Origin of the sequence: Acinetobacter sp. WC-141 (genome assembly GCF_000313935.1) — a bacterium.
Classification (GTDB): Bacteria; Pseudomonadota; Gammaproteobacteria; order Pseudomonadales; family Moraxellaceae; genus Acinetobacter.
This window is the reverse complement of sequence record NZ_AMSS01000011.1, coordinates 101,150-114,134: the sequence shown is the minus strand read 5'-3', so window position 1 is coordinate 114,134 and position 12,985 is coordinate 101,150. Positions and strand designations below refer to the sequence as shown.

12 protein-coding genes are annotated in these 12,985 nt (G+C 37.1%); 4 read left to right on the top strand and 8 right to left on the bottom strand.

Features of this window, described 5'->3' with window-relative positions; genetic code table 11:
• Window positions 1–891, top strand: a complete 891-nt coding sequence (locus tag ACINWC141_RS01480; RefSeq protein ID WP_009387152.1) for a sulfite exporter TauE/SafE family protein — start codon at window positions 1–3, stop codon at window positions 889–891.
• 96 nt (window positions 892–987) lie between these two features.
• Complete coding sequence (locus tag ACINWC141_RS01475; RefSeq protein WP_081399974.1) at window positions 988–2,097, top strand: 3-deoxy-7-phosphoheptulonate synthase; 1,110 nt, start codon at window positions 988–990, stop codon at window positions 2,095–2,097.
• A 68-nt stretch (window positions 2,098–2,165) separates the two neighbouring features.
• Here the strand turns inward: ACINWC141_RS01475 and ACINWC141_RS01470 are convergent, their stop codons facing one another.
• The 8 genes from ACINWC141_RS01470 to ybaK all read right to left on the bottom strand — a co-directional run bounded on the left by ACINWC141_RS01470 (window position 2,166) and on the right by ybaK (window position 10,865).
• On the bottom strand, window positions 2,166–2,909 hold the full coding sequence (locus tag ACINWC141_RS01470; protein WP_034677201.1) for an adenosylcobinamide-GDP ribazoletransferase: 744 nt from the start codon (window positions 2,907–2,909) through the stop codon (window positions 2,166–2,168).
• A 106-nt stretch (window positions 2,910–3,015) separates the two neighbouring features.
• Complete coding sequence (locus ACINWC141_RS01465; RefSeq protein WP_009387071.1) at window positions 3,016–4,584, bottom strand: histidine-type phosphatase; 1,569 nt, start codon at window positions 4,582–4,584, stop codon at window positions 3,016–3,018.
• 124 nt (window positions 4,585–4,708) lie between these two features.
• The gene (locus tag ACINWC141_RS01460) at window positions 4,709–5,308 is read right to left on the bottom strand and encodes a histidine phosphatase family protein (protein WP_009387099.1); all 600 of its coding nucleotides are present in this window, start codon (window positions 5,306–5,308) and stop codon (window positions 4,709–4,711) included.
• The gene (gene cobT, locus ACINWC141_RS01455; protein WP_009387084.1) at window positions 5,301–6,356 is read right to left on the bottom strand and encodes a nicotinate-nucleotide--dimethylbenzimidazole phosphoribosyltransferase; all 1,056 of its coding nucleotides are present in this window, start codon (window positions 6,354–6,356) and stop codon (window positions 5,301–5,303) included. The genes ACINWC141_RS01460 and cobT overlap by 8 nt, the downstream gene beginning before the upstream one ends.
• A 1-nt stretch (window position 6,357) precedes the next feature.
• Window positions 6,358–6,876 carry a bifunctional adenosylcobinamide kinase/adenosylcobinamide-phosphate guanylyltransferase gene (gene cobU / locus ACINWC141_RS01450; protein WP_009387194.1) on the bottom strand — a complete coding sequence of 173 codons (519 nt, stop codon included), beginning with the start codon at window positions 6,874–6,876 and terminating at the stop codon, window positions 6,358–6,360.
• Window positions 6,864–7,490 (bottom strand): 2'-5' RNA ligase family protein, encoded by a 627-nt coding sequence (locus ACINWC141_RS01445; RefSeq protein WP_009387123.1) that lies wholly within the window; start codon window positions 7,488–7,490, stop codon window positions 6,864–6,866. The genes cobU and ACINWC141_RS01445 overlap by 13 nt, the downstream gene beginning before the upstream one ends.
• A 105-nt stretch (window positions 7,491–7,595) precedes the next feature.
• The gene (gene mtlD / locus ACINWC141_RS01440) at window positions 7,596–9,743 is read right to left on the bottom strand and encodes a bifunctional mannitol-1-phosphate dehydrogenase/phosphatase (protein WP_009387075.1); all 2,148 of its coding nucleotides are present in this window, start codon (window positions 9,741–9,743) and stop codon (window positions 7,596–7,598) included.
• Between the two features lie 654 nt (window positions 9,744–10,397).
• Entirely contained in the window at window positions 10,398–10,865 is a 468-nt protein-coding gene (gene ybaK, locus ACINWC141_RS01430) for a Cys-tRNA(Pro) deacylase (protein ID WP_009387110.1), read from the bottom strand.
• Window positions 10,866–11,055: 190 nt separating this feature from the next.
• Here ybaK and ACINWC141_RS01425 point away from each other — a divergent pair, with 190 nt between their 5' ends.
• Together ACINWC141_RS01425 and ACINWC141_RS01420 are read left to right on the top strand one after the other, a co-directional pair.
• A complete protein-coding gene (locus tag ACINWC141_RS01425; RefSeq protein WP_034677196.1) occupies window positions 11,056–11,358 on the top strand; it encodes a hypothetical protein in 303 nt (100 codons plus the stop codon).
• 233 nt (window positions 11,359–11,591) lie between these two features.
• Window positions 11,592–12,965, top strand: a complete 1,374-nt coding sequence (locus ACINWC141_RS01420; protein ID WP_009387079.1) for an ABC1 kinase family protein — start codon at window positions 11,592–11,594, stop codon at window positions 12,963–12,965.
• Window positions 12,966–12,985: the final 20 nt, after the last annotated feature.

Below are 12,985 nucleotides of genomic sequence, written 5' to 3'. Positions count from 1 at the left end.
ATGTCTGGTGCTTTTGAATTTATCTTAGCGGGTATGTTAGTTGGTTTCTGTGTAGGGATTACAGGAGTTGGTGGTGGATCATTAATGACACCAATTTTAATTGGCCTTTTTAGAATTGAACCTCATATCGCAATTGGTACCGATTTACTTTATGCCGCAATCTCAAAATTTTGTGGATCAATGGTTCACGCTAGAAAACTCAATATTGTCTGGCCAATTGTATTATGGTTAGCTGTAGGCAGTATTCCTGCATCTTTCGCTACCACTTGGGTACTTGAACATTTTTTAAGTCAGTCAACACACTATAAAGCTGTACTCACCATGGTATTAGGCTTTATGTTGACCTTAACTGGTGTTTCTATCATTTTTCGTTCTCGTATTGAAAAATTCTTCAATAAATTCAGAAGTAAAGAAGTAACTCAAACTGAGACTGAGCATTTAGCTATTCATAAAAAACGTAGCTTTATCGTGGTTATGGGTATCATCTTAGGTGTATTCGTAACGCTTTCATCAGTCGGTGCAGGTGCCTTTGGGATTATGGCCCTTGTGATCATGTTCCCGAACTTGCCAATGATTCGAATTATTGGTTCAGATGTGGTACATGCGGTATTACTGACCTTAGTGGCCGGCCTTGGACACATGAGTGCTGGTAACGTCGACTTTACACTTCTTATGTGGTTATTGGTGGGTTCAATTCCAGCGATTATTGTAGGTACACTTATTAGTTCTCGCATGCCTGAACGTTTAATCCGAAAAATTTTAGGGATTACCCTATTTGCCCTCGGTGTTAACTTTATGGTTCACCCAGTCAAAGCAAAACCAAAAGCACCTGTGGTACAACAACAACAAGCTGTAGTTGCCGAAAAAACAAGCAACTCAGCTGAAAGATAGCAAAATCAATAAGATTTTTCCAAACTGAAATACCATGCGATGTAGTATTTTCATAATTATTTCATGGTATATTCAGTACACAAAACAACCTTTAGTATGATCGAACCAGTGACAGCAATGACTACACATTTAAATTCCGTTTCAAAGCCAGATATCGACGACGTTAATATTAAAAGCATTCAAACTCTTGTAACACCAAATGAGCTTAAATCAGAACTTCCTTTATCTGATGTTGCTTCACAAACTGTTCTAAAAGGCCGCGAAACTATTCGTAATATTTTAGATGGTTCAGATAAGCGTCTGTTTGTCGTTATTGGTCCTTGCTCTATTCATGATCCAAAAGCTGCTCACGAATATGCCGATCGTTTAAAAGCACTAAGCGAAAAGGTTAAAGATACTCTATATCTAGTGATGCGTGTTTATTTTGAAAAACCACGTACGACAATTGGGTGGAAAGGTCTAATTAATGACCCTGACATGAATGACTCGTTTAATATTGAAAAAGGTTTACGTATTGGTCGTAAGCTTTTACTTGAGTTAAATGAAAAAGGTTTGCCATGTGCAACTGAAGCACTTGACCCAAACTCTCCACAATACTATCAAGACTTAATTTCATGGTCTGCAATTGGTGCACGTACAACCGAAAGCCAAACTCACCGTGAAATGTCTTCTGGCCTATCATCACCAGTAGGTTTTAAAAATGGTACTGACGGTGGTTTAACTGTTGCGACCAATGCGATGCAGTCTGTTAAATATGGTCATAGCTTCTTAGGTCTTAACGAAGACGGACAAGTTTCGATTATCAATACAAGCGGTAACCCTTACGCACACGTCGTATTACGTGGTGGTAATGGTAAGCCTAACTATGACGCTGGCTCTGTTGAAGAAGCAGAAAATGCTTTAGCGAAAGCAAAAGTTAGCACTAAAATCATGATTGATGCGAGCCACGCGAACTCAAATAAAGACCCGTACTTACAGCCACTTGTTCTTAAAAATATTACTGAACAAATTTTAGATGGTAATAAGTCAATTGTTGGACTTATGGTTGAAAGTCACTTAAAAGGCGGCCGCCAAGATATTCCTGAAAATCTTTGTGATCTCGAATATGGTAAATCAGTGACTGATGGCTGTATTGACTGGGAAACTACTGAAAAAACATTACTTGAAATGCATGAAGCTTTAAAAGACGTTTTACCAAATCGTTAATACATCTTTTTAAGAAGATCAATTAAGCCCTCATTTTTGAGGGCTTTTTTATTTTTCGAAATTCAACATTAAACTAAATAGAAATAACTCACCACAAAAGCAAAAAGCAGCACGGTTTCGCTAAGCTCAATCGCCGCCCCGACTGTATCACCTGTAATACCGCCAATTCTTTTAATAAACAGATGTCTTAAATAAACCAGGCTGATCAAAAAGCCAATAATGGCGATGAGCCCTTGCCATTCCCAATATAAAGCCAATAACAAAACTATCGCAGTTATTATCCATGAGGCTGTTTTAGGTAAATGATCAGTCAACGAACGGCCTAAACCTTTTTCACGGACATATGGTGTAGTTAAAAACAAAATAGATGGCACAATACGCCCAAGTACGGGAACAAAGACTAAAAATAACGTTTGATACTGTTCAATCAGCACATAGACCAGTGCAAACTTGAGCAAACAAATAATAACTAAACTTAGTACACCAATTGGGCCACAACTTGGATCTTTCATGATTTGTAAAGTACGTAGTTTATCTCCGAAACCACCTACCCACGCATCTGCCGTGTCTGCCAGCCCGTCTAAATGCAACCCACCTGTCAGCCAAATCCATAAAGTCATTATGATAGCAGCAAGCAAAAGAACTGGTAATTTGGTTAAAAGACATGAGACAAGAAAGAGAAAGCCACCAATAATGAGCCCAACCAGCGGATAGAACAAAATAGCCCGACCATTTTCTTGCGCCGTCGGCATTGTCTTTAGCTCAATAGGCAGAACAGTTAAAAATTGCAATGCAATCCAAAAAGGTGTCATATCCAAGTCTCTAACTGATCTATATTTAAAAACAAATTGGATTATGAATAAATAAAAATGGGAATAGCAATCCCTATTCCCATTAAAGACTCCAAAAACTGAAAATCTATTGCATTTGATAGCACTGTTTCAATTTAATGTAGTCGTAGTAAAAACTAGTTGGTGTATAACGCGCATAGTTACATGTAGATTTGAACAAAGTTTCTTTTTCGTTATAAAGCATTTTTACCAAAGTATTGCCTTGGCTATTTTGGTAAATATCCCATTGGACATTTGCTGCCATAGGTGAAACTACTTCACCGCGCCATGCGCTGGTTGAGTAATTATAAGTCTGACGTAGTGGTAAAGGCTGCATCATACTATGTAAATCTAGGCTGGTTGCCAAAGGAATAATAATTTCAGCATGGGCAAACCGTAAAACTGCTTTGTAAGGCTGAGCTTTATTCACCACGTCGTCAACTTGTTGGAATAGGTCCTGTTTAAGTCCTTGAGCAATTTCACTGGTAACCAGATTTGACTCTGTGAAACTTGGACCTTTTTCGTAAAAATCGTTTGCATCATTAAATTCAGCGTAGAATTTCGCAGCATCTAACGGCATATATTTATCAAAATTGATACCTTTCAACTCATCTTTCATACCACCAGAAATTGAATAGAGCTCATAAATATAAGCTGCTGCATCAACTGCACTGGCAATTGTATTTTTACCCTTACCTTTTTCTGTAATTTGCTCACCTTTAGGTGAAGTTACCGTAAAGGATCCGGTATTGCTAAAGCTATAACCTGTTGTGCCCAGTTTTTTAATAAAGTCTGCTTTAAAAATCGGATTAAGTACAGTTTGGGCTATTTTTTCAGCTTCTGTATTTTTTGATAACTCAACTAACTTTTGGGCTAAATCTTTATTATTTTCTTCAAAATCTTGATAGGCCTGACTAGCATCATAAACTTTCTGTTGGCTAGCACTCAGTGGTTGAGCTAAGTCTTCGTCTGCATTCAAACTATGAAAATAGAGTTTAAAACGATCAACGCCACCATCTTCAACACTTGGAACACTTTCACTCGACAAATTGGTATAAGACACTGGAACAATATTAGCTTTAAGTTTGGGTTGTTGCTTAATCAGCTCAGCAGTGAAGAATTTAGCACTATCTACCGCACGATCCACTCCAGAACTCTGCACCAATATTGAAGCTTGCGAATTTAAAAGATTTGGTAAGCGCTGTAATAAGCGATCTGCAATGCCACGGTGTTCTAAAATACCAGTCATGGTTTCATTTCCATAACCGTACTGGCGGATTCCTTCCACGCCATAGCCCAATAAGATATTGGCTTTCATCATTGCTTCTAAATCAGCACCTAATTGTTCACCTAATGGTGTTAAGGCATTTTCTGCTTTTGCCTGTTTCCATAAATTATAAAGTGCCAAATCATATTTCAGACTTGAGAGGCCTCTTGAACCATGACGTGCCACTAACTCTGTAAAAACTGGCTGAAATCCATTCGGCGCTTGTTCATAACTTTTTAAGTTTTGTTGCGGTTGGTAAGGTGTTTTGGTTTGATAATATTTTGATGAGTTTGTTGGGGCAGTTGTTTTAACATCTTGATCATCATTGTTGTTACAAGCCGCAAGTAATAATGATGCGGCGAGCAGAGTTGTTTTAAATAAAATATTCATAAGCCAGATAAGCTGTTAATAAGAAATGCCAATAGCTTAGATTCTAGCAATGACAGTTCTATTACACAGGCTAAAATAACATTGTAAAAATAATAACTTACAAGTGTATAAAAATATAAAAGTATTATCTCAATATAAAATTTAATTGATTATCTTTTTCAGAAAATTCGAGAGAATATAATTTCCCAAGCTCTGCTGGCATTTTAAGTAAGTCATCTAAAGATTGTTGTCTGGCTAAACAAGCCAATAGCTTAATCACACCGCCATGAGTTACAACCAGTGCATGTTGCCAATTTTGCTTTTGCATATGTACAAGCAAATCTTGAAAACCCTTCAGGATTCGCATTTGAAACTGGTTTAACGTTTCTGCCCCCGGCGGACAATATTGACTCGGTTTTTGCCAAAAATTTGCCAGCAATTCTGGGGAGGTTTCATAAATTTGCTGAGTTGAAACGCCCTCCCAATCACCAAAATACATTTCCTTTAAATCATGATTTAGAAGTAAAGGCAGCTGAGTTGTCTTCGCAAGTTGCTCAGCAAAACAAGCACAACGTTTTAATGGCGAACTTACAACTACATCCCATGAATGATTTGCAACTTGCTCAATGGTTGACTGCATTTGCTGCCAACCTTTAGCAGTTAACACATCATCTAAATGACCACGTAAAGTATGGCTATATTGACTTTCACCATGTCTGAGTAAATCGATCCTGAATTTACCCAATTTTGTCTCCACTTACGGCAGCTTGAGCAAAGGTAGCCATTTGGTTGTGTAATGCACATGCCATTTTAACCAATGCTAAGGCAGTCCCCGCGCCGCTGCCTTCACCTAACCGCAAATTCATTTTTAAAATCGGCTCAGCATTGAGTTCTTGCAAAATACGGCGATGACCATATTCAGCCGATTTATGGCCAAATAACATCCAGTCACGTACTTTAGGGTTCATTCGTACCGCGCATAAAGCAGCGACCGAACTAATAAAGCCATCTACAATGATAGGTAGGCCAATCTGCGCACATCGAATATAAGCACCTACAATTGCCGCAATTTCCAATCCACCAACTGCACACAAAGTTTTGAATGCATCACCAGTAACATGTTTATGGTGAAGCTCAATTGCTTGTTCAATTACTTCAATTTTATGTCTTAACTGTTCGGCACCAATTCCAGTTCCTACACCTGTCAGTTGTTCAGCCGTATCATTTAGTAAAAGACAAGCTAAAGCAGAAGCTGAACAGGTGTTCCCGATTCCCATTTCACCAGCAATATAAATATCTGCGCCATCGGCTTTAGCTGTATCTACACTCTTTTTTCCCAACTCTAAAGCAGCACGACATTCATCAGCATTCATTGCGGCTTGTTTGGCAAAATTTGCTGTACCAGCCCGAATACAATGACGTTCAACGCCTGCGTATTCGTACACTTCACCTACGGTACCACAATCAATCACTTGCAAATCAGCTTGATGATATTTGGCAATGACACTAATTGCTGCACCACCAGTTGTGAAGTTTTGTAGCATTTGACGAGTTACGGCTTGAGGGTATGCAGAAATATTTTCTTCAACCACGCCATGGTCACCTGCAAAGATTGTGATCCATGGATGGTTAACTTGAGGATGGGCATTTGACTGTAAACTGGCAAGCGTAATTGCAATCAGTTCTAAATCACCTAAGGCACCAGTAGGTTTAGTGAGTTGGAGTTGGTGTTGCTCAGCTTGTTGTTTTGCTTCCAGATCAGGTTGCTGTACAGATTCTAACCACCATTTCATTTTACTTCTCACCTTTTAAAATCATTGGAAAACCCGCCACACAAAACACAACCTTATCTGCCATTTGTCCTAAAGTTTGATGCAATCGTCCTGCTTCATCGACAAACCGGCGGCTAATCTCACCTAATGGCACAACACCAAGACCAGTTTCATTACTTACTAAAATAATTTCTGACTGGAGCTTAGGTAAAATTTCTATTAGTTGTTTGCACTCAAACGCTTGAACGTCTTGATCTTCTAAAAGTAACAAATTCGTTAGCCAAAGCGTTAAACAATCCACCAAAATGATTTGATTAGGTCTATCAATTTTTTGCAAAGTTTTTGCCAAAAATAACGGTTCTTCGACTAAAGACCAGTGAACAGGACGCTGGTTTTGATGGTGTGCAATTCGGCTTTGCATTTCTGGATCAAGTGCTTGCGCCGTCGCGATGTAAGTTACAGCTAATTGTGTAGATATTGCCGTTTGTTCAGCCAACCGACTTTTGCCAGAACGAGCACCACCCAAAATTAGTTGCAACATGAATCACCTAAAAACAAATGCTGATATGGATATAACTTACCTTGTAAAGTTTGAGCCTGATAATAACCAAACGTCAAATGCTCAATTTTAAGTTCAAATTCAGCGTGTTTATATTGTACAGGTAATTGAGAAATTTTTCGTAAAATCAAATCACTACTATAGTCTTTTTTATACAACCCCAATGTAATGTGCGGGCAATAATCTAAAGCTGCAATTTCATTAAAAACCGTGCCTAGTTTTTGACGTATGCGAGATAAAATATTTTGAGATTCTTGGATTTGAACAAATAAGGCGCTGCTAAAACTATCAACTGCTCCAATTTTTAAATGAAATGGAGCAAAATCCTCTTTTATTAAGATTTCTCTTTGCTGCTCAAATTCACTCAAACTAAAGTCATCACTATAGATTCTAGTTTCGTGGGTTAAAAATCCACATATAAACAGCGTGATATGATATTGACGGCTATTGGGTTCTAATAAGAATTCTGAAAAATGCACGCGCAAGGCATCTAAATAATCAACTACTTTTTGATCATTAATTTCTAAATACCATAAAGCATAATTTTGGCGCCCAAAGTGCCATTCAGGATAATCCCGTATAAATGTTGGCACCATGAACGTCGAGGGTTTTAGCAGCACAGCTTTAATTCAAAATCTTTCAATTTTCGTATTAAAGCACGTTTGCCTTTCAGTTGTAGAACATTAATTATTTAAACGAACTTAAGCATACTGAGTACGCGTACTTTTGGAGTTGGTAATATTCATGTTTAAAGGCTGTTTGCCTTGTTCAGAAAATAAATATTGAACTAATTGCGTTAACTCAACTTCAAGTTGTCTTTTTTGGGCAGTACTCATATCCAATTTTTGAATTTGCTGCTGTAAATGTTTAATCGCATCCGCCTCTTCAATTTCTAAATATTGAATCGCATAGGCATACCCTAGTGCAGCACCTTTTAATAGATTTTTATAAGGCAAATCATGCACTATATTCACCTCAATTGACGCAATTACTCTTTCATTATGAGTTAATTTGCGAAGTGGATCTCTTGCCACTCGTTGACAAGGATCTTTAAATGCATATTCACATGAATCTAGAAAGCTTTGTGCCATACGAACCAAATCTTTTGCATAGTTAGGCAACACGATTGCAAGCCCTTGCTTTACTTCTCTAATTAAGTTTTCTGCAAAGGCTTTAACTGAATGATCACCCATGGCAACGCCAATAGAATCATAACCAAGTAAAGATGCGTACCAAGCAAGCATCGCGTGTACGCCGTTCCATAGACGGTTTTTGATTAATTGAATGTCTGTAATCTGATTAACCAAGACAACTTGACGTAATTTTTCAAGTAAAGGACTACCCTTTTCTACATAAATTGGCATATCCGTTTCGCTATGAAACAAAATTAGATCCATGCTTTGTAATATGTGTCCTGGCTGAAAATTACGGCGCATGTTATCAACATATAAAGAGGCCTGGTTTTGCTGATCTTGAGTCAGTTTATTGCAGTCTTCAATTTCGACCTGTTCCTCTTGCTCCACATCAGATAAATGCTGTTCAAGAAAATGATGCTTAATGCGAAGCTGACGATATAGATTTTGATTAGATAGTTTAGAAACCATGCGGTTTACAACGGTGTCGCAAAAATAATGTTCTTTTAAAATATGCTCCGTCACGTCCTCATCGTTAGTTAGCTCTAGTAGAGCTTCTCTCAGATGCTTCATCACTAAATATTTTGCGCCAACTTTATTTAAAATAATTAGAAAGGTTAACGGTTCTATACATGTTTCAAGTGGTGAGTTAAAACGAGCGTATAAACCCTTTGCAATCGTTTTTGACTCGGCTTCAATTGCTTGTTCAGGTAAACACAGAGCGATCAAACTTGATTGAGTATACATCTCTAACATTTGCTGTTCATTGTCTGAATCAACAATGGTCATATTCTCAATGCGTTCATCATGAGAAAACTGCCCATAGCGAATGCCATAAGTTCCAAACGCATTTACTGCTTCACGAAATAGACTATTACGGGTAGAAGCAATGATTCGTCTTGGTTTGGTGTATCCATCCCAATGCGACAAGATTTGCGCCATATAACCACCACCAATAGCACCGAAACCGTGTATCCCAACGGTAAGCTGATTCAAACTTTGTGGAAAAGGTTCTTGTACTTCTGGCATATCCATAATAGGAATAAATTGGTCAAGATCTGTTAAGAAGTCATACATCTGATCATAATAAAAATGTGCTTTTTCCAGCATTTCGTCATTTGGTTCTTTAATATCTTTTAATAAAATGGTTAAACCTTTTGAAGTGTGAGCTGAAGTTAAACCATTTTCAGAATCTTCAAACATAAGACACTGGTTAGCGTCCAAGTGAAGTTGACTAGCAGCTTTTAAAAAGATTTCTGGATGTGGCTTTCCTTGCTCTACTTCATCACCACAGGTAATCACATCAAAAAATTTATAAACATTCGCATTAATTAAATATTCTTCGGCAATTGCCCTACGACTTGAAGTCGCAACAGCCATTCTTAAACCCGATTTTCGTAAACGCTCTAAAACTTGAACTAAACCCTTTTTGATAGGTACGCCGTGTTTTCGAATATATTCGAGTTCCATCTCATCAGCTTTTTTTCGAATTTCTTTATAAGGAACATTTACGCCATATAACCGTTGAGCCAATTGCTCAGCAGTAGTTGCACTTAAACCTAAACATTGCATTAAATATTCGTGTGAAAATTCCTGTCCAATGAGTTCTTGAGATGCTTGTTGCAATGTTTGAAATCGCAACCTCTCAGTATCAAACATTGTCCCATCCATATCAAAAATTGCTCCATGAACAGGTTTTCCATGAAAAATAAGCACGTTTTTTCCTCTTTTTTGATCATGTTTTATTCAGGGTATACAAAAAATTGGTTAAAAAGGCGGGATATTAATAAATGAAACATTAGTGATCATTTATTAATCAAAAATATAAGAGATCTGTTACTGAGCAGAGTTAAAACTCTAAAAAGGTTGAACAATATAAATAAGTATGAAGCTAGCTTTAAATACAAGAGCAGCAAGCCATCCTCGCTTACTGCTCTTGTTTTATTCTTTTTATTGCGCTGATCGTATTTATTTTTCTTAGTTCCATTTACCGCTGCTTGGACCTGCATATTTTTATAATATCTTGCAGGTGCTCACATACCAGAAATCAACTCACTTTTGGCTGTTATTCTTATCTGAGCCTCTGGTATAACTCAAGATTTCTTAGAGTATTAGCATAAACTAATAGAAAATAAGTTTGATATCACAAACAATTTCCTCCTCTTTATCGGAATTACAACTGTACCCCTATTAACAATAATGATAATCATTTTCATTAAATCATTCAAGCTTTTTTTAAATTTTATTAGTGCTGATCTCTTTTCATGAAAAATAAAGAAGAACGTACATTGAGCAATATACTCAACAAAGTATTTTCTAAAAGTAGATAAAAATGATGATTAGCTTTTAGAGTAAGCTTCTAAACTTTTATTATTGATCAAGTACATCAACAAATTGAGCATTTAAGAGTTGTGCTAGATCTTTAGGGTTTAAGCCAATATCTAGTCCACGTTTCCCTCCACTCACATAGATTTTGCTGAACTCTTGTGCAGATGCATCAATAACAGTTTTTAAGCGTTTCTTCTGACCTAAAGGACTAATCCCTCCGACCAAATACCCCGTTAAACGTTCAGCGTCTTTTGGATTGGCCATCTGCAATTTTTTACAGCCAAACGCCGTAGCTACTTTTTTCAAATTTAATTGATGATTAACTGGCAATACAGCGACAAAATAATTCTTATCGTCGCTCACCATTAAGGTTTTGAATACTTCCCTTACATCTAAATTTAGTTTTTCTGCGGCTTCTAGTCCAAAACTTTTAGCATTCGAATCATGTTCATATTCATGAATAGAAAATTCGATTTTATTACTTTTTAACAATCTACATGCAGGAGTCATGATAAGTGGTGTTATAGATGAAATTGTTTCGATTATAGTTTTTTTAGAAAAATTTTTAAATTTGCTTAGGCTATTTACAAGAGTTACATAAAAAATCAATCAGCAACTGAAGAAAAAATAATCTCAACTTGATATTCGCTGCTCGACTCCATATATTTTATTTAGATTTGAAGTCTGAGCTGACAATTTTATGAGTTATAAACACAACAATCTGATGGCGATGCGTCACCGTTTTTGGGATGAATCTTCAGATTCTGTATTAAATGAAAAGCAGTTTTTGCAACAGACGTTAATTGAACAAGGTATTTTTAATAACGCAACTCTTGATGATGTTAAGTATTTCTTTTATACCCTGCCTAGCATCATCATTGTAAAAGCTCATGCACTTGGTTTCATGCACGATTCAGTCAAACAGATGTTATTGCAACATATTCAGAGTAATCGTCTTCATTTGATGCAAAAATCTGAATTAAAGATTCAATTTAAAATGTAATCCATTTTGTTATCAACGATCTGTTTTATCTTAGTTTTACTCATCTGAACGGTCTCAATTTCTTAAATTTCTAAATTGCTTAGGCTATTTGAGAGTTAATGAAATAAAGATGACCATTTCGACCTATCATTCAGTCTGAGAGAACTATTTTAATACGCTCAAAACATGTAATATTCGTTACAATTTTAGATCACCAGCGTTTGGCTGCATGATGCGCATAGGATTCTATTTTCATGTCAAATCAGAAAGATAAGCTTAAGAGTTTAAAAACTTCTTCCATGGATCGACGCTTATCAATCGCGAAAGCTTCTTTACTTGCGGGAACGCGTTGGGCAACTGCAAGTGCCTCTTCTTTATTTTCTAATGAAGAAGAGAAAGAAAAGAAACGCAAAAAAGCGATGAGCGAACAAGCTAATTATCTGGTTTCTGAAATAGGTAAACTTAAGGGTTCTATTGTTAAAATCGGCCAAATGATGGCCCTTTATGGTGAACATTTTTTACCAGAAGAGATTACCCAAGCATTAAATACCCTAAATAACCAAACTGTTGCTTTAGATTGGCCTGCGATCAAGCCCCATCTACAAGAACAGCTAGGCGCAAAATTAAATGATTTAACGATTGATCATGAGCCAATTGGTACAGCCTCTCTCGCCCAAGTACACCGTGCAACACGTAAATCAGATGGCTTAGAATTAGTTCTAAAAATTCAATATCCCGGTGTTGCAAATGCAATTGATTCAGATATGAGCTTGTTTAAAAACATGCTTAAACTGACACGTATGGTGCCACAAACCCGTGAATTTGATCAGTGGTTTGATGAAGTACGTGAAATGATGCATCGCGAAGTTGACTATGATGTTGAAGCTGCCACTACCCGTCGCTTCGGTGAGCGCTTAAAAGATGACGAGCGTTATATTGTTCCGACAATTGTAGATGAATATTGCACCAATCAAGTACTGTGCATGACGTTCGAACGCGGCGTTCCAATTAACAGCCCTGTTATGTTGTCTTTGCCTCAAGAGCGTCGTAATCAGCTTGGTGAAGCTTCACTAGAAATTGCAGTTCGTGAAATTTTTGAATGGGGCGAAATGCAGACTGACCCTAACTTCGGCAATTACCTTGTTCGTTTGGGTAATGGCCAAGATGTTCAAGATAAGATTGTATTATTAGATTTTGGCGCTATCCGTCAGTTTGATGAACACTTGCTATCAGTTGCACGTAATTTGATTCAAGCAGGTTATCATCATGATAAACATGCGATGGTACAAGCAATGACTGGATATGAGTTTTTTGAGGCAATGCCTGAAAGTATTAAACCAGGCATGGCGGATGTCTTTTTAATCGCGACAGAGGCATTTAGTACCCCTGCAAATAATCCAGATATGCCTGCTGGCCTTATGGATGAACATGAACGTTATGACTGGAAGAAAAGTCAGTTACATAGCCGTGTTATGCAGCAAGCAAGTAAATCGATGGCGTCACGTTATTTCTCAGTTCCTCCAAAAGAATTTATGTTTATTAGCCGTAAATTTATTGGAGCCTATACATTTATGACGGTTATTGATGCAAAAACAAATGTACGACGTATGATTCGTAACTTTGCTTAATTTAATGAAGGGCTAGAATG